This is a genomic window from Clostridium sp. AF32-7AC (assembly GCF_003477925.1).
In the GTDB taxonomy this organism is placed as follows: Bacteria; Bacillota; Clostridia; order Lachnospirales; family Lachnospiraceae; genus Otoolea; species Otoolea fessa.
Map to the genome: position 1 here is coordinate 33,645 of NZ_QUEG01000010.1, position 25,667 is coordinate 59,311.

The 25,667-nt window shown below is 48.6% G+C and carries 26 protein-coding genes and 2 pseudogenes; all 28 read right to left on the reverse strand.

The features are described 5' to 3' along the window. Positions 1-3: 3 nt before the first annotated feature. On the reverse strand, positions 4-1,740 hold the full coding sequence (locus DWZ45_RS12555; RefSeq protein WP_002304377.1) for a C40 family peptidase: 1,737 nt from the start codon (positions 1,738-1,740) through the stop codon (positions 4-6). Positions 1,741-1,743: 3 nt separating this feature from the next. Then, positions 1,744-4,131 (reverse strand): VirB4-like conjugal transfer ATPase, CD1110 family, encoded by a 2,388-nt coding sequence (locus DWZ45_RS12560; protein WP_002588967.1) that lies wholly within the window; start codon positions 4,129-4,131, stop codon positions 1,744-1,746. Then, a complete protein-coding gene (locus DWZ45_RS12565) occupies positions 4,091-4,525 on the reverse strand; it encodes a PrgI family protein (RefSeq protein WP_002304375.1) in 435 nt (144 codons plus the stop codon). The genes DWZ45_RS12560 and DWZ45_RS12565 overlap by 41 nt, the downstream gene beginning before the upstream one ends. A gap of 17 nt (positions 4,526-4,542) precedes the next feature. Further along, positions 4,543-5,409, reverse strand: a complete 867-nt coding sequence (locus DWZ45_RS12570; RefSeq protein WP_002304374.1) for a VirB6/TrbL-like conjugal transfer protein, CD1112 family — start codon at positions 5,407-5,409, stop codon at positions 4,543-4,545. A 25-nt stretch (positions 5,410-5,434) separates the two neighbouring features. Beyond that, the gene (locus DWZ45_RS12575) at positions 5,435-5,581 is read right to left on the reverse strand and encodes a Maff2 family mobile element protein (RefSeq protein WP_118469359.1); all 147 of its coding nucleotides are present in this window, start codon (positions 5,579-5,581) and stop codon (positions 5,435-5,437) included. A 36-nt stretch (positions 5,582-5,617) separates the two neighbouring features. Beyond that, positions 5,618-7,228, reverse strand: a complete 1,611-nt coding sequence (locus tag DWZ45_RS12580; protein WP_118469360.1) for a recombinase family protein — start codon at positions 7,226-7,228, stop codon at positions 5,618-5,620. 111 nt (positions 7,229-7,339) lie between these two features. After that, the gene (locus DWZ45_RS12585; RefSeq protein WP_002569233.1) at positions 7,340-7,528 is read right to left on the reverse strand and encodes a transposon-encoded TnpW family protein; all 189 of its coding nucleotides are present in this window, start codon (positions 7,526-7,528) and stop codon (positions 7,340-7,342) included. Next, on the reverse strand, positions 7,525-8,382 hold the full coding sequence (locus tag DWZ45_RS12590; protein WP_118469361.1) for an ATP-binding protein: 858 nt from the start codon (positions 8,380-8,382) through the stop codon (positions 7,525-7,527). The genes DWZ45_RS12585 and DWZ45_RS12590 overlap by 4 nt, the downstream gene beginning before the upstream one ends. Continuing rightward, positions 8,379-9,128, reverse strand: coding sequence for a phage replisome organizer N-terminal domain-containing protein (locus tag DWZ45_RS12595; RefSeq protein WP_021610547.1), 750 nt, complete (start codon positions 9,126-9,128; stop codon positions 8,379-8,381). The genes DWZ45_RS12590 and DWZ45_RS12595 overlap by 4 nt, the downstream gene beginning before the upstream one ends. Continuing rightward, positions 9,118-9,330, reverse strand: a complete 213-nt coding sequence (locus DWZ45_RS12600) for a hypothetical protein (RefSeq protein WP_058966390.1) — start codon at positions 9,328-9,330, stop codon at positions 9,118-9,120. The genes DWZ45_RS12595 and DWZ45_RS12600 overlap by 11 nt, the downstream gene beginning before the upstream one ends. A gap of 184 nt (positions 9,331-9,514) precedes the next feature. Continuing rightward, positions 9,515-11,137: a relaxase/mobilization nuclease domain-containing protein gene (locus DWZ45_RS12610; RefSeq protein ID WP_118469374.1), complete on the reverse strand. Its 1,623-nt coding sequence runs from the start codon at positions 11,135-11,137 to the stop codon at positions 9,515-9,517. Beyond that, a complete protein-coding gene (locus DWZ45_RS12615) occupies positions 11,109-11,507 on the reverse strand; it encodes a plasmid mobilization relaxosome protein MobC (protein WP_034479871.1) in 399 nt (132 codons plus the stop codon). Before DWZ45_RS12615 ends, DWZ45_RS12610 begins: the two co-directional genes overlap by 29 nt. Positions 11,508-12,132: 625 nt before the next feature. Further along, positions 12,133-12,621 carry a hypothetical protein gene (locus tag DWZ45_RS12625; protein ID WP_002569239.1) on the reverse strand — a complete coding sequence of 163 codons (489 nt, stop codon included), beginning with the start codon at positions 12,619-12,621 and terminating at the stop codon, positions 12,133-12,135. 114 nt (positions 12,622-12,735) lie between these two features. Further along, a complete protein-coding gene (locus DWZ45_RS12630) occupies positions 12,736-13,041 on the reverse strand; it encodes a hypothetical protein (protein WP_002569240.1) in 306 nt (101 codons plus the stop codon). A 175-nt stretch (positions 13,042-13,216) separates the two neighbouring features. Beyond that, a pseudogene (locus DWZ45_RS12635) lies at positions 13,217-13,345 on the reverse strand (Maff2 family protein); the annotation flags it as partial. Between the two features lie 83 nt (positions 13,346-13,428). Next, positions 13,429-13,821 carry a helix-turn-helix transcriptional regulator gene (locus DWZ45_RS12640; protein WP_002304334.1) on the reverse strand — a complete coding sequence of 131 codons (393 nt, stop codon included), beginning with the start codon at positions 13,819-13,821 and terminating at the stop codon, positions 13,429-13,431. Between the two features lie 5 nt (positions 13,822-13,826). Further along, complete coding sequence (locus DWZ45_RS12645; RefSeq protein ID WP_002304332.1) at positions 13,827-14,147, reverse strand: hypothetical protein; 321 nt, start codon at positions 14,145-14,147, stop codon at positions 13,827-13,829. Positions 14,148-14,159: 12 nt separating this feature from the next. Further along, a pseudogene (locus DWZ45_RS12650) lies at positions 14,160-14,963 on the reverse strand (TraG/TraD/VirD4 family protein); the annotation flags it as partial. A gap of 41 nt (positions 14,964-15,004) precedes the next feature. Continuing rightward, complete coding sequence (locus DWZ45_RS12655; RefSeq protein WP_081018971.1) at positions 15,005-15,163, reverse strand: transposon-encoded TnpW family protein; 159 nt, start codon at positions 15,161-15,163, stop codon at positions 15,005-15,007. 142 nt (positions 15,164-15,305) lie between these two features. Next, positions 15,306-17,177, reverse strand: a complete 1,872-nt coding sequence (locus DWZ45_RS12660; RefSeq protein WP_118469362.1) for an AAA family ATPase — start codon at positions 17,175-17,177, stop codon at positions 15,306-15,308. Beyond that, entirely contained in the window at positions 17,174-18,670 is a 1,497-nt protein-coding gene (gene mobQ, locus DWZ45_RS12665) for a MobQ family relaxase (RefSeq protein WP_118469363.1), read from the reverse strand. Before mobQ ends, DWZ45_RS12660 begins: the two co-directional genes overlap by 4 nt. Then, positions 18,627-18,995, reverse strand: coding sequence for a DUF3847 domain-containing protein (locus tag DWZ45_RS12670; RefSeq protein WP_118469364.1), 369 nt, complete (start codon positions 18,993-18,995; stop codon positions 18,627-18,629). The genes mobQ and DWZ45_RS12670 overlap by 44 nt, the downstream gene beginning before the upstream one ends. Positions 18,996-19,122: 127 nt before the next feature. Further along, entirely contained in the window at positions 19,123-19,647 is a 525-nt protein-coding gene (locus DWZ45_RS12675; RefSeq protein WP_015516227.1) for a hypothetical protein, read from the reverse strand. Between the two features lie 266 nt (positions 19,648-19,913). Further along, positions 19,914-21,446 (reverse strand): hypothetical protein, encoded by a 1,533-nt coding sequence (locus DWZ45_RS12680; RefSeq protein WP_015573038.1) that lies wholly within the window; start codon positions 21,444-21,446, stop codon positions 19,914-19,916. 131 nt (positions 21,447-21,577) lie between these two features. After that, a complete protein-coding gene (locus tag DWZ45_RS12685; protein WP_005944778.1) occupies positions 21,578-21,862 on the reverse strand; it encodes a DUF6809 family protein in 285 nt (94 codons plus the stop codon). 13 nt (positions 21,863-21,875) lie between these two features. Continuing rightward, positions 21,876-22,253: a TnpV protein gene (locus tag DWZ45_RS12690; protein WP_005944774.1), complete on the reverse strand. Its 378-nt coding sequence runs from the start codon at positions 22,251-22,253 to the stop codon at positions 21,876-21,878. Between the two features lie 4 nt (positions 22,254-22,257). Next, entirely contained in the window at positions 22,258-25,176 is a 2,919-nt protein-coding gene (locus DWZ45_RS12695) for a DUF4368 domain-containing protein (protein WP_118469365.1), read from the reverse strand. After that, positions 25,176-25,658 carry a PcfB family protein gene (locus DWZ45_RS12700; RefSeq protein WP_002304320.1) on the reverse strand — a complete coding sequence of 161 codons (483 nt, stop codon included), beginning with the start codon at positions 25,656-25,658 and terminating at the stop codon, positions 25,176-25,178. The genes DWZ45_RS12695 and DWZ45_RS12700 overlap by 1 nt, the downstream gene beginning before the upstream one ends. Positions 25,659-25,667 lie beyond the last annotated feature (9 nt).

Sequence of the window (25,667 nt, forward strand, 5' to 3'; positions counted from 1 at the left end):
CCTTTAGTTTCTGATTCTGCCGAAGCAGTAAAAATGCTGTTGCCAGTAATTCGATTCGATAGAAGCGTAGGAAATGGGGTTTCCGCAGTGGATCATCATACCATTGCCAACATAGATACCAACGTGTGATGCACCGGAGGTATCATAAGTGCCTTGGAAGAAAATCAAATCTCCCGGTTTGGCAGAGCTTTTCGGGATAATGTCGCATACGCCCATCAAACCGTTTGCGGTCAAACGACCAACACTCCAACCGTTTCCGCAGTGATTGATTACATAGGAAACAAATCCGGAGCAGTCAAAGGAGGTAGACGGGCTGCTGCCGCCCCACACATACGGGTATCCCAGATATTTTTCAGCTTCCCGAATCATATTGGCAAATCTTGTGTCTGTCAGCGCTTCGCCCGGAATATCATAATCGGTGTACTCGCCGCCAGGGGTGGCGTAAATGTCATTTCCGAAAATATCCGGTCTGTTGCCCCTTGTCTGAAGCAAAATTCTATATCGCTCCATATCATCTTCCGACAAGCCGGAATTTGAAATCACACTGTTCAAGCCCTTATTTCTGAGCTTCACATTCAGAATATAATATTCGTAATCTTCTTCCTCTGTTGTTGTCTCTCCCGTTTCGGGATCAGTAGAAGATGTTGTTCGTGTACGAATCTCTACTACTTCCGTCAGGGTCAGCTCATATTGTTGCTCAAATAGCCATTGCAGGGTAGCCTGCACCTCATCTCTGGTGTAATCCTCAAACTTCACCGTCAAATACGCCGCCAGCTCATAAGGATTGTGGTTGATTTCATCAAGGTCATACCGGTACTCGTCATATCCGCTATGAGTACGCTCGATATTATTGATTTTATTGCGGAGCGCAGCTTCCAAAGCCTTGTAATCATTGTCCGCACCAATAATATCTTCCTCTTTTGCAGTAAAAGAAGTTCCCAGAATGATCTGTGTGCCGCCTTGGAACATAGCCGAACAAGACGAGAACATCCCTGAGAGTATCATAAAAAGCAGTCCGGCAATCAAAACAAACAGAATCGTTTTAGAGTGTGTGGTGCAGAACTCCGTTACTCTTTCTGTGATGTTCTTGGCTCCCTGAGCTGCTTTGCCCGTTGCCTTGCCTGCACCCTTAGATGCAGAAGCCGTTGTCGAAGCGGTATTCTTACCGGCTTTGGCGGCAGCATATTCTTTCTTGATTGCCCTTTTCTGTTGCCAACGGGAAAAGGGATTGGAACCGGCATCGGGGTTGTCCTTTTTGAACTTCTCATACAGGGCATTTACATTTGCTTTATCTGACTTCTCAACCAGCTTTTCCGCCTTGTCGTAGGCTTTCAGCTTGTGACTGTAAACGGCATGATCGACGGTATAGACAGTGGATTCAACAGCCTTGGTCGTTTCCTGCACAGCCTGAACGCCGATATTATCATCCTCATATTCTGACACCGCCCGATGTGCTTTGGATGTGAGCGTGACTGCGGCACCACGGCTTGCCATGTGCTTTGCCACAGATGGGCGCTCGATTTCCGTAAACTCCGCTTTTTCAAAACGGAGCTTTGCTTTACGGGAACCGGCTGCATCTGTTTCCAGCTTTAGCTTCGGCTTTGCCTTTTTAGAAGCCAATTTGTCTGCCGCTTTTTCAGCCCTATCAACCGCCTTATCTGCACGGTCGGCAGCTTTCTTCACATGAGAATCTGCAAGGTCATCTTCGGTAAAACGGAGTCGTGTAGGTCTTTTCGCCATACATTACGCCTCCTTTTCCTGTGCCACCTCGTTTAACTTCGTGGTCATAATGCGATACAGTTCCAGATCTGTCGGGAATCGGTCAATGAACGGCAGAATCACATTGCCATAGAACAGAAGTCCTTCGCCCTCACCGGAGTTGGTTACATAGGACAGCTGATGCGGCGAAATGTTCAACCGCTGTGCCAGAATACTTCGGTCATCGCTTGCCTGATTCAGCATATAGATGAAATCAGAGTTTTCGAGGATGTTGGCAATCTCCGGGGAACGAAGCAGGTCTTTGACATTCTGAGTAATACCGGTCGGCAAGCCGCCCCATTTACGGAATCGCTTCCAGATTTCTACGGAATAGGTTGCCGTCTGTTCTTCCTTCAGAAGCAGATGGAACTCGTCAATATAATATCTGGTCGATTTACCGGCAGAACGGTTGGCAGTTACACGCCCCCAGACCTGATCCTGAACGATCAGCATACCGATTTTTTTCAGCTGATTGCCCAGCTCCTTAATGTCGAAGCACACCAGACGATTCTGAATATCCACATTGGTTCTGTTGTTAAACAGTTTCAGAGAACCCTTAACATAGATTTCCAAGGCGGTCGCTACATGGTGGGCTTCCTTTTCGTCCTGTTTCAGAAGGGCATCATACAAATCCTCAAGGATCGGCATATTCTCAGGGGCAGGATTGTCGAAATATCTCTGGTAAATCTGATGCACACAACGGTCGATAACCGTCTTTTCGATAGGCTGCAAGCCATCCTTACTGCCCATAATCAACTCACAGAGGGACAGGATAAAATCAGCTTTCAGTGCTACCGGGTTGTCATCCTCAGAGTAGTTCAGGTTGATGTCCATAGGGTTGATATAGTTGGTACTGGAGGAGCTGATTTTTACCACCTGACCATTGAACTTGTGAACCAGAGCCGCATATTCCGCTTCGGGGTCGCAGATGATAATATCGTCATCCGTAACCAGGAACGCATTGGTGATTTCACGCTTTGCGGAAAAGGATTTACCGGAACCGGGAGTACCCAGAATCAGTCCGTTGGGGTTCTTGAGCTTCTTTCTGTCCACCATGATAAGGTTGTTCGACAGAGCATTCAGCCCGTAATAGAGCGTTTCTCCACCATTCTGGAACAGCTCCTGCGTGGTGAAAGGCACAAAAATAGCCGTGGAACTGGTAGTCAGGCCACGACGAATCTCAATCAGGTTTTGTGCCAAAGGCAGGCTGCTCATCAGTCCGGATTCCTGCTGAAAATCCAAACGACGCAGATTGCAGTTATGCTTCTGGGCGATGCTCTGTGCCTGGAACACATTGTTCTCCAGTTCCTGCTCGGTGCGCCCGGTGTTCAGCACCAGAAATGTCACCATGAACATTCGCTCATTCTGGCTCTGCAATTCTTTCAGAAGTGACTTCGCATCTTTACCATAGGTAGCAAGGTCAGATGGGATAATGTCCATGTCATAGCCAGAACGCACAGCCTTTTTCTGTTCCTCGATTTTGGAACGGTCAAGCTCGGTGATGATTCTCTTGATGGTCTTAATCGCCGCAGTCTGGTCAACCGACTGGATGTGCATGGTCACGATCTGCGTGGATTCCATATCCAGAAAATCCGCCAGCATACGATCAGACAGGTCTGATGCCGTAATTGCCAGATAAGACATCGAACCGAAGATACTGCCCATCTGGAAGGTGCGGTTGGTCTTAAAGGCAAACGCCGTCGGAGCAATGAAGTCCTTTACGGACAGCCCGGATTCCACAAGATACTTCCAATCGAAGAAGAACTTATCATTATCACCCATGTGGAACATAGAGTGCATCAGATGCAGCCGCTCTTTGCCGTTCATGGTAGTGGCAATGACACCCAAACGCCGAAAGTTATTGAGCAGATCGTTTTCGATATGGTTGAGTCTCGGCTTTGCCTGCCGCATGGATTCGGCTTCAATGCCGAATGTCAGGTACTTGGTTTTGGTCAAGCCGTTGTTGCCCTGCGCCAACTGCTTTTTCAGCATCTGGCTATACTCGGCACGGACGGGATTGAAGCTGTCCTTCTTGAACGGGATACGGATACTCTTTTCAAAGCTTTCAGCATCGGTACTCAGGTTCATAAAGGAAAGCTCAAAGTGAATGGAGCTGTCAAAGAAATTCAGGAAACTGCACCACTCATCGAAGATGGCAGTCTTATCTTCCTGCTGTGCCAGCTGATAGTTGATGTCCTGAAACTGAATGGTCTTGGTGTAATAACTGTCAGTGACACGGCAGATGCCATCCGGGAACATTCTCTGAAAGGGAATGGACTGCTGTGCAGTCTGCGGAATACCGTTGTCCTTCTTTGCCCGTTCCACAACAGCTTTAATTTCTCGCTGCTGCTTCCGATTCAGATTTGCAGGCATTTTGATGTTTCTTGCCTGTGGCTTCTTTTTGAAAAACAATTCGTTCAACCTCCTTTTCCAGTTTGTACTGACGCATCAAAGCGTCATAATAGTTGTCCGTCTGATAAGGGCGAACCTTGGGACGAACGAATTTGGTCTGAATGAAGTGTTCTACAACCACTTCCAACGGCTGACTATCCTTTTCATACATTGCCAGAAAGAACAACGGTAACATGACGATCATCATGGACAGTGCTGCAAGGCTCACATTTCCGGTTGCTTTGACCAGAAAGAAAATCGGCACTCCGATGAGCGCCGCCGCACCAAAGCAAAGTAACTGCCGTTTCGTCAGATTGAAGAACACTTTTGTTTTTACCCTCGTCAGGTCACGAGGTACGGGAATATACGCTGCCAAACAATTTCCTCCTTCCCTTAGTGAGCGCTGAATACACCCTTCGCAAGCGAACCAGTCTTAAACAGGGTGAAGCACAAAAGGACGGTGTAGCCCATAACACCCCAGATAGAACCGATGATGTCATCACTGAATGCGATAGACTGAATCAGCACCGCATAAATGCCCACGCAGATCATAATCAGGAATCCCTGGAATCCGATTGCAAACAGCGAACGCAGATAATTCTGTCCGATATTGCTCTGTTCTCTGTTTCCAAAAGTGGAAAGCGGAATCGGGGCAAGGCTGACCATCAGATAAATTTCAATCATTCGACCGTAGACGATCACAAAGATGATGATTGCCAAAGCGGACATCGTGACCTGCACGATAAAGGATTGCAGGAACAAGCCGAGCAAAGGACCCAAATCCATTGCCATCAGCGTTTCTTCCATTGTTTCCAATGCCGAAGCATCTATGGCAGTATTTCCGGATATGATACCGGCGCTTGCGTTTATAACGTGCTGTGTCACATCAAACACAGCCATCGTGATATTGAATGTGTTTGTGATTAACATGACCGCAACAAAAGTCTTGAACACCCATTTGAAGAAGATCCAGGTTTCAAAATTTGCCAGATTGTTGTGGTCAATAATCATCTGAATTAGCTCATAACAGGCAATGAAGGTCAGAATCAAGCCTGCGATTGGGATAATCACTGACTCGGAGATGTTTCGTACCATGGCAAAGACACCCGGCGAAAAATTCGCCGGGGTCATGCCAACGGAGGTTGCTATCTCGCCAACCTGGTTGTTGACGGACTCAAACATCCCCGACAGATTTCCCATAATAGCTGAAACGAGCATTTCTTTCAGCCAGTCTGTGATCTGTTGGAGTATGCTGTCCAAAGGCGATTACCTCCTTGTTTTGTGATTAACCGAACAGTCCGGAGAGCAGAGGTACAAGGGTGGTGCCGATGAGGGCAACACCGCCGCCAGCCATGAGCTGCTTCATGCCCTGGGACTTTACTGATGTGCGATAAAGAAGTAATAGAAGTGTAAAAAATTTTGCCGTTCCTATCCGGCACTTAGCTCTTGTGTCGGATAGGTCGGGCGGTTATTCGGGCAAGTCCACCTTGCCAACAAAAGAATAATAAATCTCAATGTCCTGTCTGCGGGTCTTGTTCTCGTCATAGCTGCACTCATGCACAACGATTTTCTCTACAAACTCCCGCAGCAGAGTAGGGGTAAGTTCTTCAAAGCTGGTATGCCGCCGGACAACATTCATAAACTTTTCTGCGTTCACGGTGGCTTCCTGTGCTTTGGAAAGCTCCGCTTGAATAGCAGCGGCTCTTTCTTTCAGCTCCCGTTGCTCTGCTTCATAGTCTGCCGACAGCTCTGTGAAACGCTCGTCTGATATGCGCCCGGTCACGCTGTCCTCATACAGCCGCTTGAAGATAGCGGATAACTCGGCTATGCGTTTCTCGGAGGCTTCCAGTTCCTTTTTCTTGGCGGCGTTCCTGCGTTTGCCCCCGTCCTCGTTCTGCTCAATCAAGAGTTTCATAAACCGGGCTTCATGCTTTGCCGCATAGCTGGTCACTTTCCGCAGATTGGAGAGTACACCAGCGGTCAAGAGGTCGGTGCGGATAAAGTGCGCCGTACAGTCATGGGTGCGTTTCTTGTAGTTGCCGCAGATATAACAGTCCTGCTTGCGCTTGTCCGTCTGGTATCGCTGCTGATACATCACGCTGCCGCAGTCCGCACAGAACAGTATGCCGGAGAACAAACCCACTTCATCATAGCGGTTTGGGCGTTTGCGCTGTTTGCGAAGCTCCTGCACCCGTTCCCATGTTTGGGTGTCTATGATAGGCTCGTGGTGGTTCTCGAAAATCACTTGCTTTTCCTCCGGGTTTTCTACGCTGTGCTTGACTTTATAAGAGAGTTTTTCCGTCTTGAAGTTTACCAGGCAGCCCGTGTATTCCCGGTTTTCAAGGATATGCACAACGGTATTGGTTGCCCACTTGCACTCATAGCCGGGGTGGTAGCGGCGTGTGCTGCCCGTCCTGCGGTATTCCAGCGTCCCCGGCGTGGGGATTTGCTGCTCTGTGAGCATACGGGCTATCTTGGTCGGACCGTTCCCGGCAAGGCAGAAGTTGTATATCTGCTTGACTACGGGTGCAGCTTCCTCGTCAATAATGAAATTTTCGTCCTCGTCCATGAGGTAGCCATACACAGGCTTGCTTGTGATGGGCTTGCCACTCATACCTTTTGAGCGTTTCACTGCTTTGATTTTCTTGCTCGTATCTCTCACCAGCCATTCGTTAAAGATATTCCGCAGCGGGGCAAAGTCATTGTCGCCCTGTGCGCTGTCCACTCCGTCATTGATAGCGATGAAGCGGACACCTTTCTGTGGGAAAATCATTTCTGTGTACATTCCCACTTGCAGGTAGTTTCGCCCTAATCTCGACATATCCTTTACGATAACTGTCCCGACTTTTCCGGCTTCAATGTCCGCAAGCATGGCTTGAAAACCGGGTCTTTGAAAGTTCGCACCAGAATAACCGTCGTCCGTGTACCAGCGCAGATTGGAAAAGCCGTTCTGCTTTGCATAGGTTTCAAGGATACGCTTCTGATTGGAAATGGAATTGCTCTCGCCTTGCAGCTCGTCCTCATGGGAAAGTCTTGGGTAAAGGGCGGTAATTGGTTGTTGGTTGGTCTGTCTTAACATAAAATCCTCCGTTTCCGACAGCCAGCCCCACTATTCCGTACCTTGATTGTACCACATGGGGCGGCTGTCTGTATAGCGGCAAAAGCGTCAAATCTGCTTCTTTATGGTCGGTCAAATCGCCGTTTTTTGTGTAGCAGCTTCCGCTTCCAGCACTTTCATCATCTTGTCGGCTGCGGTGTCGGTTGCGCCCTGCTTGAAGAAGCCGGAAACGGTAAGGACGGAGTTGCCCATGCGGATTTCCGTCACACAGTCCGGGCGGCGGTCTGTTTTGGTGGTGCTTGTCTGTTTCGTTTCTGTCATAGGCTCTCCTTTCGCTGCTTCATCAGTTGCTTTAAGCGTTCCAGCTTTTCCTGTGCGGTTTCCTTTCGGAAGTTGCTGCCCGTGAAGCGGACGGGGGCGCACATGGAAGTCAGCCTGTCATAGATACGGGCGTGGGGCGTGTCCTGCGGGTGCTGCAATTCCTCCAGCGTGAGGTTGGTCGTGGCGATCAGCGGCTTGCCGCTTCGGTAACGGCTGTCAATCACGCTGTAAACCTGTTCCAGCCCGTATTCTGTCCCTCGCTCCATACCAAAATCATCAAGTATCAGCAGGGGGTAGCTGCAAAGGCGAGAAATATACTCGTTCCTGCCCTCAAAGCTGGCGGCAAGGTCACCCAGTATTGTTGCAAAGTTTGTCATGCAGACGGCAACCTCTTTTTCCATAAGGGCGTTGGCGATACAGGCGGCAAGGTAGCTTTTTCCTGTCCCCACGCCGCCCCAGAACAGGTAGCCGATATTTTCAGCCTGCATGGTTTCCCAGCTCTCCACATAAAAACGGGCGGTTGCGGTCTGCGGGTTTCTGCCGTTGTCATGCTCAAATGTCCAGTTCCGCATAGCAGGGTCGGTAAAGCCCCGGCGTTTCAAGTCCTCCACTGTTTCAAGGTGCTTCTGTCGGCTTTCAGCGGCTTCCCGTTTTTCACGGGCTGCCCGCTGGCAGTCGCACTCTGTCGGGTGTCGGTCATGCCCTAACCATTGGGCGGTTTCTTTTGAAAAATAGGCTTCTTTGGGCGTATGGCACTTGCCGCAGTATAAAAGCCCGTCCTCGCCTGTGTAGTCCTCCGCTTCGGCGGTAGTGGCTGTAATGTCCGTAATCATAGCTTCAATCCCGTTTCTCATAAGCTCTCGCCCTCCTTGCATGAATAATCGGGTATGCCCTGTTTCGGGGCAGCCTTGCCTTTGGCAGCGTCCTCCTGCGCCCACTTGTAAATGGTGGCTGCATGGCTGTGGTACTGCTTCCCGGTGGAAGCGATATGGCAGGAAAGCCGGTCAATATAATACTCCCACTTGTCGGGCAGCTCTGTTTTCAACCCGGAAAGCTCTGTATCGGTCAGTATCACATTGTTGTATCTGCCATAAGCGGCGGGGGCGGGGTGTCCCGTTTCTCCCTCTCTCTCTTTTTCTATCTTTATCTCTTTCTCTAACTCTATCTCTATCTCTGGTGGACGAATGTCGGACAAATGTCCGCCTTTTGTCCGGGACGGTAAAAGTGCCTTGTTTTCCAGCCTTGCAGCCCGTTTCCTTTCGGCTTCGGTAGAGGACTGTCCTATCATCAGTTCAATGTCGGTCATATAGAAAGCCCCGCTGTCAAGCTGCTCCACAAGCCCCAACTGCCGGAAAATCTCTAAAGCCCTCTCAACCGTCCCTATCTGGTGGCGGGTCAGTGTCGCTATCATCTGTGCTGTGTAGGGGATATGCTCGTCAAGCTGCAACTTCCCGCCGTTTTTCAGCGATTTTAAGTACAGCTTCAAGAGGATATTGGAGTATAAAATCCCGTCTTTCATATCTTCCAGCAGCACAATGGAGTCGCTGTCAAAAAAGTTCTCTTTCAGCTTGAGGTAGTAATACTTGCGGTTATCTGCCATTGTCCCTGTCCTCCTTTTTCCGGCGTTTGGAGTAGTAGTGGGGGCAGAGTATGATAACCGCCCGGAAGCTCTGCTTGCAGCTATGGGTACAGCCCCGGCAGAGGTCGTTGTATGTGATACGGTCGCAGGTGGTATTCCCGACTTTTACTTGCCGCAGGAAAAAAGACCATTCCAGCCGCCGTTTCTTGCTCATTCTTGGCATGGGTGCGCTCCTTTCTGCCGTTTCCGCTGGTGTGGCGGTATCGGCGGTAATTCTGTATCATCTCGGTATCATTTTCGGGGTTTTTCTGCCCTGTAAGCCCGTTAAAAAATCCTTTGGTATTGCGGATAGGGTGCGGGGCAGCCCCCTTGTTCTGTATGGGTTCGGGTACATTTTGGGGCGGTTTTTATCGCTCCTGTTCCTGCCTTTTCACAGGCTTGCGTTCCCGGCGTAAAATCTGGTCGATATTGCCCTTGACAGTCTGTAAGCGGCGGTATTCCTCCCGTTTTGCCCGGTAATCGTTGTAGCCGCTGTTTTTCTCTTTGATAAGGCTTTCAATCTCTGCTTGCAGGGCTTTATAGCTCGGCAGCTTGGAAATGCCGTTCTCCCTGAAATAGCGGGCGGCTGCGTCTGCTATGATAAAGTCGCTTTCATGCTTCTGTCGGTAGGCTGCTTTTGCCTTGGCGTTTTTCTGCTGTTTCAGCCCGTCCCGGACAGGGCGGGTCTTGGAATAGGCAAGCACCTGCCGTTGCAGCTCCTTTTTCCCGTTCAGTGTCTTTTCCACCTGCTTCAGCTCTGTAAGGCTTTCCTGCATGGCGGCATAGGCGGCAGAACAGGCTTCGTCCAGTTCCTCCGGGGAAGAAAAGCCGTACTGCTGGTAGGCGGTAACGGTAGCTGCCATTTGCTTTAGATTGTGCTTTGACGCCCAGCGGTCATAGCCCACGCCCTTGCCCTCGGCTCGCTTGGCTTCCCGGTCAACCATGCGCTGCAAGGTGTTGTCTGCCGGGGTGGTTTTTGTGGTTTTTTCCCCTTGTAACGGCTTTTTAACTGCGGCAGGATATTCGGGTATGGCTTTGGTCTGTTCGGCGGCTCTGTGGGCGTTCTGCGTGAGCAGGGCAAGGACAGCAGCCTTGTCAAAATCGTCCCCCAGCTTCCGGGCTGTGATAGGCTTTGTTCTGTCCGGTGTGAGGTAGGAAAGCCGCCCCCGGCTCTCCTTGACGGTCACACCCTCCCGCAGCAAAAGGGAAGAAAACTCGTCAAAGCTGGTAGCTTGGGAAAGTGCCTGCCGTATCGTCCGGCGCAGCTTCGCCTTGTCCGTTTCAAACTTGGTGGGCTTGGTCGGCTGTCCTGCGGCTTCTCTGGCGGCGTTCTCTTTATCAAGGGCAAGCTGCCCTTTCTTTGCCGCCCAGTATTCCCGTTCGGTTATCCGTTCCTTGCTGCCGTTCAAGAGGTCGATTTGGTAAAGTCCCTCCCGGTGGCACATCTCCATGACTTCACTCTTGAAATATTCCATAGCGGCGTTGGTGCAGCGGTGCTTGCAGCCCTCCCGTGTGTCGGCTGGTCTGTCCATGTAGGGCAGAAGCGGGACTTCATAAATCCGCAGGGAGTTGATGACGATATGCACATGGATATTGCCGCTGTGGTTATGCCCGTCCGGGTGGGTGCAGACTAAGGCTTGGTGTCCGGGAAAATGCTCTTTACAGAACTGCTCGCCCAGCTCCTGCGCCCGGTCTACGGTCAAGCCGTTGTCTGTCCCGTCCCGTGGGTCAAAGCTGATGATATAGTGGTGGCTTTTCACATCTTCCTGTTTTTGGTTTTTCTCATAGTGGAGATTGGCTCGCATACAGGAAACGGCGAAATCCTCGTCCCCGCAGTTGAGGGAAGAAATGCGGTAATCCTCCCTCGGTATCAGCCGCCCGTTTTCATCAAGGGTGGGCTTCATGGTAAACTCGTCATGCTCAAATGTGAGATAGGCTTCCGCTGCGCCATAGTCAGCATTTTTAGAGCTGATATGTTTGAATGTTGCCAACAGCGTCACCCACTTTCTGCAAGACTTCAAACTTTAGGGCAGCAAGGTCGGAAACCGCCGCCCGTACCTCCCCGGCAAGTTGCGGGTAGGGGCTGTGCCACTCGTTCAGTGTCCGGGCTATCTGGTTTAAGTTGCCGCCGATCCTGCCGTATTCGGCGGTCAGCTTCCCGACAGCGGCAAGCAGCTCGTCGTTGACGGGAGAAACGGTTATGATGGGGCGTATGGCTGCCCCGGTTATGGCTTGCCGGATAAACTCGGCTTGGCTCATGTTGCAGGCAGAAAGCCTTTCCGCAAACTCGGCGTATTCTTCCTCGGTCATGCGTGTCTTGACTACCCGGCTGCGGTGCGGCGTGTTGTATCGTTTTCGCATGGTAAAACCTCCTTTCTGTGCGTGGTGTCCTCTCACTAATAGGAGAAAAACGGGGTGTGAAGCGGAACTGTTTTTGAAAAATCCGAAAAAATATTTTGAGGGATTTTTAAGCGGCGCAAGCCGCATAAGCAGGGTTTGGGGAAGGCACTCCCCAACAAGATTCCCGCAGGGGCAAAATGAGCGAAAAGCGAATTTTGGTACTGCGGTAGAATCTTGCTCTAAGAAACTGCCGGCCTGCCGTTCACTTGCTACTGCCACTTTTTCAGAAAATCTATAACCAGCTTTTTTTATAAAAGGCTGCGGGCTGGCGTTTTTCCCTTACTCCCTACAAACCACAAAAGAGCAGAATGGACGGACTTTCCGGCAAGAACTTTTCCGGCGGCTCGGTCTTTCCCGACAATAAGGCGTTTCGGAAGCTGCGTTTTGCCCGCTGTCTGAAAAAAATGGCAGCCTTTTTTGGTTTCACTGTCTAATACGGAACTTTTGGAAATTTGCCAAAAATGGACGCAAAAAAAGCAGCAAATCTTTTTCGGATTTACTGCTTCATGTGCCGCTGCGGTGCGGCGGGATGGATATTCAGTTGAAATAAAAGAGGATGGTGGTACTTTAGTCTATCGACTCTTTACTAACTATTAGGTAATCTTGAAAGATTTTCCTTGAATTTATCTAAAGAATGTTCATTGTTTCCCGCAAAAATAAGTGGAATTGTATATTCATATGATATGCCATTTTCATAGTCCGATAATTGTATTTTTATAGTATCATCCCTCTCATCTTTAGGTGCTATATATATGAATGAATTTTTATTTATATCAGATATTTTCCCTTTTTCAGAAGAAACAGTATAACCCCAGTCTGTTAAATTTGTCTTTATTGTAACTTCTGTTTCTGTTTCTTTTCTAGTCTGCAATGCTGTTTTATCGATTTGGATATCAAAAGGAGTCGAACCTAACAATTCACTGTTTATATTTACAAGTTCTTCTCCATTTGTTTTAGAAATATTAGATTCATCTTCATAATTTTGTTGAGATTCATCTTTTGGTGTTTCTCTGTTACATCCTAATAAAAAGCATAAAATAATTAGTACTAATACAGAAAGTTGTTTTTTTTGCATTTATTTCTCCTTTCATATTATCAAAGAAAGCACTGAGAGTACTTTCAAGAAATTTTGAAATATTCTCAATGCTTTCTATTTTTTGATCATAAACTTGCCGGTAATGATACTATGTTAATTTATCTCTTTCGCGTAACCTTTGTTGCAATATACACATGCACCATTCACCCATTTGTGAGACATTTCAATCGTCTCAACTTCATAAATGCTTACTTCTCCACAAATTAAACATTGTTTGTAATTATATACATGACGTGTCGCACATTTATCCCAGTCATCATATATACCAGGCATTTCATCTTCATATCCATAGTACTGGGGAGAACCCCAACTATGAGTATGAGCGGCAAATACAGTCATTGGAGCAGCTACAATTCCAGCTACTACTGAAAGTGCTAAAATAGATTTTCTTAAATTCATAAGTTCCTCCCTTTCCTTAAAAATACATAGCTCTTTGTTACATTGTCATTTTAACATAATAATTGGTAAAATGCAATAATTTATTTTCTATTTACGAGAAAATACTGTGCATATTATCTTATTTAGGAATAGTTAAGGCGGCTACCTAAATCTTTTTATTACTTTACCGCACATGAGCATTTGCGCCGGGGTTATCGTTGCCGTAGCCCTCAAGCAGATTGATTGCACCCCAGATGCCAAGACCTGCGCCCAGAGCGATAACGAGAGTCTGAAGAACGGTTACTGCGCTATTGAAAAATGCCATAATATTTTCCTCCTAAAATTTGAAATTGTTTTGAGAATAGAAAAAGCCCTCCGTACTACCGGCATCAAAACCGGACGGAAGGCTTAGTTTACGAGAATCTTTTCAAGGAACTCCTCGACGGTTATCACGCCAAGTTTCTGTTCCATTCTGCTTCTTGCATATTCAGTTTCACAATCATATATATCACCACCACCTTTCATAAGAAACAGCCAATACATTGACTGCAACAAATCTTCACGAGAAGCACAGATTGTCGGTGAAAAAACGACAGGTGAAACCTTCAGAACCTCTGCGAGTTTCGCTGTGGTTTCTGCATTAGGGGTTCGAGCGTTTTTCTCATACTGAGCAATACGGACATCCGCTGTTTTCTCGGAATACCCCATCAGGAGTCCAAGCTCTTTCTGGGTAAGGCGGCGAAATCGTCTAACGAACTTCAATCGCTGCCCAATAGAGGTATCCGTGATCCACCAAGTCATTTTTTTTACACCTCGCTTTCTGCAAATTCTCGATATACAACCTCATTTTTTGCTCTGCGCTTGCCTACGGCTTCACTGGGAGCAAGGTCAGGGTAGGTTGCCTGCACTTTCTGTCTGCTTCTGCGGACAGTTTCAAACCCCGGAAAGCTGCGTCTATCCAGTTCCTTCAAAAACACAGGAACCGTCATGGCATGAATGTCGATGCCACGCAGACCGGAATAGTGTTCCAGTACCATCAGGTACAAATGATTGTCGGTATTTCTTGCCTTGTGGTCGTGTTCCAAGATGTTCTTAACCAGGGCAGATACCGTTTTCAGATTTTCCAAACAGAAACCTCCTTAATCCGCATCGACTACCACAAACTCATCACCTGCCTTGAGCTTCAACCTTCGACTCAGAAACTGCTCAATGTTGAACTCATTTCTCTTATCAAAGTCTGATGTGTACTTATAATTGGGGTGCTGCGTCAGATCGTACTTGTCAGAAAGAAACGGTCTGACACCACGCAACTGCAAAATACACTTGCTGCCATCCAGAACCGCAAGCTCATCTACGCTCGCAAGGTCTTTGCCTAACTTCTGATAATTCAAGCCGTAAGACGGGCTGTTACCTCTGGTGTTGGAGGTGTTGTAGGTGTCGATAGTTTCTTTTCCCAATGCCTGATTCAGTTCTTTGAGCGTGGTTGGCTCAGAACCACCCAGGAAAATTCGGGAATCCATGTTGCCGATGATGGTATCGGCATTGTCTTTATAAATGGCTTTCAGCTGTGATTGTGCCTGGAGAACAAGGCAAGCCGATATTTCACGGCTTCGGATTGTCGCTACCAGTTTTTCCAGATTGGGAATCTGACCGATGTTTGCCATCTCATCAATCAAGCAGCGCACATGAACCGGCAGTCTGCCGCCGTACACATCATCTGCTTTCTCGCACAACAAGTTGAACAGCTGTGTGTAAATCATGGAGATCAAAAAATTAAACGTCGCATCCGTATCTGACATAATCAGAAAGAGCGCCGTTTTCTTATCTCCGAGAGTATCCAACTGCAACTCGTCATAGGCAGTCACATCTCTGACCTCCTGAATATCAAAAGGAGCCAGACGAGCGCCGCAGGAAATCAAAATCGACTTAGCGGTCTTGCCAGAGACGAAAAGTCAAGGACTTTTTCATCAAATTCAAGAAGAAGTCACATTTTGCGGACTTCTTCACGAAGCATACGCTTGATTTTGTCCTCCATCGTCTCCTTGGCGGTCTGGCTGAAATGCACACGCACGATATAGGTTGTCTTGCCGATCTGCTTTCTCACAGTCGGGCAAGGGGTACTGTTGGTTGCGGTATTGTTCATTCAAAATCCTCCTGTAAATGAAAAATGCCCGGTGACTGTTCATCATCGGGCGGTGTCGGTATGAGGGAAGAAGGCAAGGCGGCAACCTTAAGGTATCTATAAAAACCTTGCCGTCTTTGCCACGCTTGCCTTGTTCCTGTTGTTAGTCTCGGAGATAGCAGACCCATGCTGTGCCCTCTTTCTCGGTCACAAGTCTGTCCCCGATACGGCTTTTCGCCGTTCGCATGGTGCGTGAGGAAATCCCACGCTCATTGACCGTCTTTTCCAGCTCTGCACTTGGCATTTTCTTTCCGTCTGCAAGCAGTTCCAGAATGAGCATTTCTGCCTGTGCGGTCTTACTCTCGGTCTTGGCGGTGTCCGTCCCGGCAAGAAGCTCATCAGCGGTAATGTCATAAGCTCCTATCCATTCAAAGCCTTTCTCGTCTCCCAGAGAAAAGGCAAGGGACTGTCCGGGCGGCGCAAGGGAGCTTTTCTCATGGATAAGCACCCTCGTTGTGGGGCTGTCCTTCAGCTTGCCGATAAAAAGCAGACTGCGGACTGCCGCCGTAATGTCGATAGACCCCAATCCCCGGTAGGTGCTTTGCGTTCCTGCGGCTTTGTTCAGGTGTCCGATCAGCACGATAGCGCACCCGGTAGCCTGTGCAATGTCTCCCAGACTGCGGAATATCGGGCGCACCTCGTTTGCTCTGTTCATGTCCACATCTGCACCCAGAAACGCCTGCACCGGGTCAATGATAACCAGCTTTGCGTTGTTCTCACGGATTGCCCTTGCGATGCGCTCATCGGCAAGGGTCAGCGGCATGTCTCTATCGTCAATGACAAGCACTCGTTCAAGGTCTGCGTTTGCTTCCATCAGCCGGGGCTTAACGGTATCGCCCAGACCGTCCTCGGCGGTCTGATAGATGATATTGAAAGGCTCAAGTGTCTCCATACCGGGCAAAGGCTTTCGGTTGGTGCAAGCCGCCGCAAGGCGCATAGCAAAGTAGGTCTTGCCCTCGCCGGGGTTGCCCTGTATGATTGTCAGCTTCCCAAAGGGAATATACGGGAACCATAGCCAATCCACGCTCGTCAGCGCCACATCTGCCATACGAAGCATGGGGACAGGCTGGGCGGTGGGCAGCTCTCGCAGCGTGATTGTCTCGGCTATGAATTTGCGGCTGGGAATGTCCCCTTGCTGACGGAGAACATCGTTCCAGTCTTTTCTTGCCGGGACAAGGCGAATGACGGCGATCTCGCCGGGAATGTCCTGTGCCAGCCGGGTGCAGGCTTCACTTCCTGCGGTGTCGCTGTCAAGGCAGAGGAACACTTTTCGGGTGTCCTTGCGTTCAGAAAGAAAACGGTCAAGGGCTTTGCCCGAAACACCGCCCAGGGCAAGGTAGCTCCTTGTCTGCCAGTCCTGCGGATAAAGGCAGATAAAGGACAAAAGGTCAATCGGCGCTTCAAAGACAAAGAGCTGGTTGCCGTTTCCCTCATAGCGGAACGGATAGGACTTGTCAGACCCGGCAATGTCCTGTCTGAATGGGTCTGCCGTTCCTCGCACATGGGCGTATCTCGGCGTACCGCTTCGGTCTCTGCCGACAAACACAACATTGTGCCGCTTTGCGTCCTCGTAAATATCCCCGGAAAGAAGAAAAGCCTCAACAAGCGTTTTGTTGAGACCTCGGCTTTCGCAAAGATATTGAATTGCTCTGTCGGCTGTTCTGTTGTGCAAGGGCAAGTGAAACGCTGTGGGCGGTGCTGTGCTGGCTTCGCTCTGTCCCTCGGCGCTTTCGCCGGTTAAGAGCTGGACTGCTTCGGGAAAGGACTTGCCGTAAAACTCCATGACAAAATCAATGGGATAGCCGCCCTTGCTCTGGCTGTGGCGAAACCATTTGTTTCCCCGAACGGTCAGGCTGTCATGTTCTTTCCAACGGTATTCCCGTCCGCTTTTGATAAGCGTCTCTCCCTGTGTACGGAGAAAATCTTCCAGACTGACGGCGTTCGCCCGGTCAATCTGCGCTTGGGTGTAATTCATCGGGATATATCCTCCTTTTTGTGTCGTGTTTGGGGTCGATTTTGGTGCATTTGTTCCTCTGTGCGTTCGTTAAAACGGGCGGCAGTATCTACGCATGACTTGACCTTCCAAAGGCGGTGTAAATCGTCTCTGACGGTCTTAAACTCGCCATAGGTGGTGTTGTGCGCCTGTTCCAGAGCGTCATACTCTGCGGACAGCTTATTCATATCCACCTTGCCGTCCGGGAACTCCTCGGTCAGCTTGCGTCTGGCGGTGTAGAACATTTTCAGCTCGTCGGCGTGTTCTGCCTTGTACTTGGCTCTGGACTTCTCAAACTTGATTTTCTGCAAGCCGTCACAGACAGGCTTCAAGCTCTGGAAGGTAGCGGAGTAGTCATAAAGCCGCTTGATTTCTTTCATTCGTGCGGTCTGCCCGTCCAGCGTTTTCTTCAAGCTCTCTGTGGTGGAGCTGTGTTCATTGACATGGCTTTCCAAATCTTCAAGGGTGTAAATGCCGTTTGCCCGGAGATAATTGAAAGTCTCGTTCATCTCCTTTAGGTTGCTGATTTTGCCTTTCTGGGAATAAGCCCCGGCTTTGCGCTGGGTGTAGTAGGCGTTCAGCAGAGAAACAAGGTCGGGGGTCTGCGGCTTGGCAAGCTCTGCTTTTGCTTCGGCAATCCAATCAAACAGGAGAGTGATTTTCTTCTTGATGTCCCGGATAACGGCATTGGTGGCTTTGATCCAGCGGTTGAACTCTCCCTTTTCGGTGCGTATGCCTTTCTTCTCCATTGCCCGGACGGTTGCGCCCTCATGGATGGTGGGAAGTAAATCCACGCCCTGCCGTTCATAGCTTCGGTGGTCGATACGGACAGTAAGACCTTTCTCCGCAAACTTGGCGTTGCACATTTCAGCCCATGTCTGCCGCCAGTGTTCCAGCGTTTCGGGACTGCCCCAGTCGGTAGTGGGAACGGCATTGAAAACAAACTCTCCGTTCTGGTCTCGGATGCGGTTGCCGTCCTCGTCCAGCGCATACACTCGGCGTTGCTTTAGTCCCCATGTGCCGTCCTGCTCGATGGGACGGATAGGACAGAGGAAATGAAAATGGGGGTTGGGTGTGCCGCCGTCCTCATGCTCCTTTTCGTGAAAGGAAACATCAACGGTCATGCCACGGCTCACAAACTGCTCCAACAAAAATTTCCTTGCCAGAGCGATGTTTTCTTCAAGGGAAAACTCATTCTGCAAGGAAATCTCAAAACTGTATGCAAGCTGTGCCGTCTTTCCACGCTCGGCTTTTTCCACGGCGTTCCATAGGGTCTGACGGTCTGCGTATTCTTTCGGTGCATGGGACGGCAGGAGAATGTCGGAGCATATCACGCCGCCCTTTCGGGTGTAGTCGCTGTACTCGCCGTAATACTCGCTATACAGCCTTTCGCCGGAACGGTAGGCGGCAGAAGCGATAGCGGACTGACCTTTACTGCGTTTGGTCTGGGTGACGGTGAAGTGGAATATTGCCATCGGCTTTCTGCTCCTTTCCTCTGCTCGCTTGGTTGATGTGGGTAATCGCCATGTGACGGACGGCTCGCTGGACTTCGGGCAGAGAAAAGATGTACTCCATCAGCTCCGTCATTTCGGTGCGTGTGAGATCTTTGAACTCCGGGGCAAGGCTCTCAATCGTGCCGCCCAGATTGCAAAGACGATGGGTGCGCTTTTGTCTCTCTCCTTTCTCCAGATACTTCTTTCTGTTCTCCAGACGCTCCAGCTTGTGCTGTTCCTGTGCAAGCTGTGTCTCGACCTGTTCCTTTTCGGCTCGGAGCTGTTCAAGGTTTTTCGGTTTTGCCATTTTTCGTGACCTCCTTTTTTGAAAATGGGGATAAAAAAAGACCGTCAACTTTTCGCAGATTGCGACCAGTCAACGGTCAGTTTTTCGGTATTCAGTTGTTGTGTTCAGTTCGGTAAATTGAAGTTGGTCAAAGTTGTTGGCGAAGATATTCCACAACATTTCCATTCGTATCATAGAAACAGATGTTTCCTACATTGAGGGGCAGGACAATGGCGAAAGGCTTGCCACTATCAATATCAATCACCTGAATGCCGTTGCCATCATCTACTTCAAGTCGAACAATATTTTGGGTATTCATTGAGATAAATGCCCTTTCGTTATTTCCCTCAACAACAAACTCTGCAATGTAATCATCAACCTCAACTATATCTCCACCACCACGGAAGAAATATCCAAAAGACAAGCCAGGGCGATTTACATAGACAGAAAAAGTGTGGTCTGTCTTGTCCTGTGGGTAAGAAATAAATGCAGCCATTGTGTCGGAAATACTTCCATCAACAATCCAATCATCCAAAATTTTTTGAGATTGGCGAATGTCTGCTTCTAAACTGTTTGCGGTTTTACCAATGTCATTGTTTGCATAAAGGAAACCGAAAACCAACACACAAGCCAAAATAACACCCAAGAGGATTATGGGTAATTTCTTTTTCATAGAATCACACTCCTTTATCAAATTAAGATTCTTGATTTTCAAACTTGCTGGCGGCGAACGGTTTGTCAAAACCGTTTGCGGACGGCAAGTCCACAGGGGATAGCCGCTTTAGCGGCGCAAGGGGGTGTAGCCACCTTGACGGAACGAAGTGACGCAACATTCTCGGTCATGCAGTTTTCTTCTGCTGACGGAGAATGAAGCTCCGCAGGACGCACTACTCTCGACAGAGAGTATAGAAGTGCGCCCTTAGAGTTCTAAGGGTATTTTTAGATAATTGGGAATGTTTCTTTGTCAAACTGCGTAACATTGAACACGATACGCCACTCGACATCATCACCAACCGGTTCAAAGTGCAGAGCAGAACAAGCAGCATGAAGTTTTTCTTGTGAATTTGTTCCATATATAACTGCTGTCGGACCATCTGCACCACCAATAACACCAACAACAAAACAGGAACTACTGCCAACTGGACGGAACGAATGATCGTCTGGTGTAACTTCTATCGGTCTATCGCCTTCATCACAGTCAAAAACCGAAATGTTCTCCATCGGTTCAGGGGTAAGTGTATAACTCATGGCAATATAATGTGTCGGATAAATCCAGCGATCAGAACCAAAACTATTTTGAGGAACTGTCTGCTGTTCTATTTCCTGCACGGTCAGTGTATGGGTTATTCCGCTAACAGGATGGGAAAACATAAATGAATCTCCGGGTGCGTGAACTTTGAAATGTGAGCCTGGAACTTGTCCTGGTTGCTGCTCCATTGTAAGAAAAAGTTTATTGATTTCAGGGTGATGCTTGGTTCCCCAAGGAAATACGTCTCTGCATATGACCCAGCCATAAGTACTATCCAGCCCATAATGGTCGATTGCCCATTTTGCTTCCAACTCATTGATAACGCCATCTGGCAGACAAGGATTAAAGCTCACAGCGCAGCCATGGGTTGTCTGTAATATTTTCTCGTTTAACTTCAAGCAAGGTTTGAAGTTAAAACAAAGTGGGTTTTCCCATTCCATCTGCATCTGTTGCTCACGGGTAAAATTTTCACATGAGTCATTTTCCCAGTCCAGATTCCATTTTTTCATGAAGTCACGGATGCTTTCTGAATCAACTCGCATACAAAAATCAACGACAAGTCCTTTGCTACATGAATAAGCTGCCGGAATTACCCAATGATATCCAGCCCAATCGAATTGTTTATCCAGCTTGATCTCTTTTCCGGCACGGTCTTTACCTCGATGTCCCCAGAAATCTCCATCAAAGTAGACCTTCCATTCAGGGGCAACCAATTCTGCTTCTGAAGTCATATCATTATCGTAATAATCTTCTGTGTATTTAATCTGACTGTAATCAAAGGAAGATTGCAGGTTTTTGATATATGTCCACGGTTGTTCCATAGGCAACAAATTCATCTTCTCTGAAATTTCCGATAAAGTTTGCTGTTGTTCCTGGGTTGTAGGGTTTTCATTGAGAAAGGCTTCAAACTGTGCTTCGTTCCACATCCACGCTTGTTCCACTGCCGCCACATCACCACAAGCCAGTATAAGCCGCAGAAAGTCGGTAAAATTTTCAGCTACTGGATGAACATAATCAGGAGAAGTATTCATGGGGCTGACAGAGAAAACCATCTCTCCAAATCCACGAATGAAACAGAAGTGGATACCATCTATCCCTGCCCATCCAAAAACCGATGCCCCTTTTGGGGTACAAAAATAATTTGTATTATCCTCACGGAGTTCAACTCCCACAGGACTTAAATCGACACCCCGCTGTAAAAATTTTTTCAAAATTCTATTCATTAAGCATCCCCCCATAAAATTAGTGCTATCACGCTCTTTATTGTAGTAAATTTTATCACAAGAGTGTGAATAAATCTACTGGCGAATGCTGAAACCGCCCGAACAGTTTCTTTCTGCTCAGGCGGCTTTCTTCATCTATTTTTCTTTCTTCTGCTGCACTTGTTCATGGGCTTCCTGCTGAACATCAGCCCAGCGGAAAAGCCATACTTGAAGTGACTTTCACTTTCTTCACATTGGGCGATTGCTGTCTGCGCCCGGAGTTCCTGCACCAGCTCATAGTCCTCTTTGCTGAGCCGCTGGGACAACTGCTCCATGAGCTTTTCACAGGCTATGACTGCCTTTCGGTATTCCGGTGATGTAGGTACAACTGTCTCGCAGGGATAAAACTCCCCATTATACATGGCTTCCAAAATCATAGCTTTACCTCTCTCAACAGTAGATTAGTTCCGTCTTGATGATTTCCTCTGCCCGGCAGCGGATGGAGTTCATTGACTGCACCCATAACATCTGATTTTCCGCTTTCATGGCTTCGGTCACGCCCTCGGCTTTCATCATCTGCCGGATAATCAAGTCCAGCCTGTCTGCCGCCTGCTCGTTCAGATCGGCAACGACGGTGTGGAGCCTGCCGGACAAAATTAGCTCGTTGTAAAGCATGGGACGGTGCAATTTCAGATAGGACTGGTGCAAGCGTCCCCAATGCCCAATAGGTCGGCGTTCCTCCGGCAGCTTCAAGTCCGGCACATAGTAGTCGCCCACCAACACATAGTCCATACCGTTCTCATGGATTCTCGGTTTCAACTCTTTCATAAAATCACGCTCCCTTTCTCGGTCCCAGCTGCGGCAAACTGCTCACCGGGATAAATACCCCTCTGGCAATATCCTCGGTGCGGATTGCCTGTTTTCTGGCTTCAATCTCCGCTTTTTTCTTGGCTTTCGTGCGCTCCTCATACTCTTTCTGTTTACCATTGGCTTTCCGCTTCAAGTAGTTCTGATGAAGCCTGTCCTTGCGTTCCTCACGCTTGCGGATTTCCTCTAATTCCTCCGGGGTAAGCTCCGCTTCTCCAAACGCCGGGGGAACAAATCGACCGACAAAATTGAAGTAAATCTCGACCTCCTGTGTGGTCTGTATACTGCCTTTGCGGTCACGCTCATGCACAAGGATTTTCTCAATAAACTCGTTGAGCATGGCAATGGTCAGCTTGTCGAAGTTCTCGTACTTGTCAATCAGAGCGATAAAACGATCAGCGTCCTTTTCGTGCTTCTCATAGCTCTTGACAGCCTTTTCCAGAACAGAGATTTCGGCGGTAAGCTCGGTCTGCTCCTTTTCATATTGAGCGTCCAGAGTGGCATATCTGCTGTCAGACAGCTTGCCTAAAATGTTGTCCTCATAGATTTTGCAGAGCAGGACTTCCAGCTCGGAAACTCTCTGCTTGGCGGTGGCAAGGCGTGACCGCTGTTTCTTAACCTCTGCTGTCTGCTGGCTGGACTGCGCTTCCTGTACCACACGGACAAACTCGGCTCGGTCATGCTTGGCATATTCTGCAATGGCTTTCAGCATTTCTGAAACAAGGGACAGTACCACATCTTCATTGATACGGTGCTGTGTCATGCAGAGCTTTCCAACTGGGACTTTGCTGTATTGGGAGCAGGTATATTGAGAAATACGCTTGCCGTTGTTGGTGCGGTGGACATACATCTTGCCACCGCAATCGGCGCAATAGAGCAAGCCCGTGAGGGGAGCTGCTTCGCCCCAGCCGTCTGGGTAGCGTCTGACATTCCCACGGATTTTCTGCACAAGGTCAAAGGTCTGCTGGTCAATGATAGGCTCATGGGTATTCTCGAAAATTGTCCATTCGTCCTCCGGGACATAATGGCTTTTCTTGTCCTTGAAGTGCTTTCGGGTCTTGAAGTTGATGGTGTGTCCCAGATATTCACGCTTTTCAAGAATGTTGCAGATGGTGGAAGAACCCCAGCCGTACACATCTTTGAAGGTCTTATTTTTGTTCACGCCCTCGCCGTGCCGGGCAAGGTAAGCGGACGGAATGAGGACTTTTTCTTCTTTCAGCTTGCTGGCGATCTGATACGGACCGTAGCCGTCAATCGTCATGGCAAAGATGCGCTTGACCACCTCAGCGGCTTCGGGGTCAACCAACCATTGGTCTCTGGCTTCGTTCCAAAGATAGCCGTAAATGACCGTGCCTGTGAGGTGCTTGCCGGACTTGCCTTTGGACTGGAAAGTGGAACGGATTTTACGGCTGGTGTCTCTGGCGTAATACTCGTTCATAATGTTGCGGAAAGGGGTAAAATCATCGTCCCCTCTGGCGCTGTCCACGCCGTCATTGATGGCGATAAGGCGAACGCCACGCTGACGCAGGATTTCCATAATCTGACCGACTTTCAGATAGTCACGACCCATGCGGCTCATGTCCTTGATACACAGATACTCCACATTCCCGGCTTCAACCTCTCTCATCATTGCCAAAAATCCGGGACGGTCAAAGCAGGTGCCGCTAATGCCATCGTCCGTGAAATGGACAATGTTTGTAAAGCCCTGTCGTGCGGCGAACTCCTCCAACATAGCTTTTTGATTGGAAATGGAATTGCTCTCACGCTGTTGGTCATCATCTTTGCCAAAGTCATCACGGCTCAATCGTTCGTACAGAGCTGTGATTTTCTCGTTTTTTCTCATAACTTGCGCTCCTTTCTTCGGTTTTAGGTTGTGTGTTCTAAGAGACTTCCCAACCGCTTGATTAAGAAGTCTTTTAGAGCATACAACACCGGCAGCCAGCTTGTATTTTTTATACTGACGGACTGCAAAGTGATTCGGCTTTTTCTTTTCCAGGGCTTCAAACATCAGATCCACCGGGTTCTGGAACTCCTCATCATCTTCCCGCACCTCCATTGCGTTCAGGAACTCAATCAGGGTGGAGAAATTCTGTTCCTCAACCGGAGCTTCATAGTGGATATATCCGATCAAGGCACAGTAGAGCAGCGTTTCCGCCTTCGTCCAGAACTCATCACCGGCTTTTCCATCACCCTTTGTGTTGGCAATCAGCGTTGTCACCAGTTTCAGAATGTCTTTTTCTGAATGGATATAGGCAAATGGGTTATAGTGCATCGACTTCTGAAAGTTGATGGTGTTGAAAATCTTGATGGTGTAGCCATGCTTCAAAAGGGCGTTGCCGCACTCAATCACGATGCTGCCTTTCGGGTCAGTGACCACATAGGAACTGTGCATCTGGAGAAGGTTTGGCTTCAACCAAAAGCGAGTTTTACCGGAACCCGAACCGCCGATAATCAGAACATTCTTATTTCGGGCATTGGCAGGATTCTTCGGGCGATTGCTCATCATCAGCCGCTCCGTTTTCGTCAGGATCACATTGTCCTCGAACTTTGGTGCAATAAACGGCTCAATATCTTTTGCCGTTCCCCAACGAGCAGAACCGTACTCAACATTGTGTCGGTACTTCTTTGCGTTTTTGCCTTTTAGATAGACAGCCAGCCGAAGTCCTGCGCCGCAGAGAATACCAATCAGCAAATCCAACGGGTGAAAGCTGGGAAACGGATTGTTCAGGGCTATCGGAAGGGCATGAAAAAAGCTGAGGATTTTCGCAGATGAATCTGCCCCCTCAGCCAATCTCCATGCTTCTCCTAAATTCGTAGCGAACAACCCTACCAGAAAATACGGTAAATTCAGAATCAGGAGCTTTTTCATTTTTCTCTTATCCATCACAGATCACGCTCCTGTTTCTTCTCTCGAACCTTCTTCGGAATCGCTGCGACAATTTCCTTGAACTTCTTCAGCTGCGCCAGAACGCTCGGCTTTTCATTCTTGGTTAATGCCCTTGCCTGATGTTCCTTGCAGATTGCATCCAAAGCATCTGCATCTTTAGAACGGACAAAAACAAGAAACCGGGGAGGATCAACGGACTTATCTTTTCTTACGGCAAAGTCCACGCCATACTTCTTGGCGAGCTTTTCAAAATCACGGATACTCTCTTTGTCGATCTCAACATTCGTAGCACCCTGATTCTGTCCCAAAAGCTGTTTCACGGATTGCTTTCCATGAACGGCAGGGTCTCGTGCCTTTTTCATCTTCACTTTTTCCCGGTGCTGCAAATACTTGCGGATACCGGCAATGATAGTGCGCCCCGTCAGCTTGGTTGTGCTGATCGCCAGGTTTACTGTTCTGTTTTCAACTTCTTCCTGCATGATTCATCA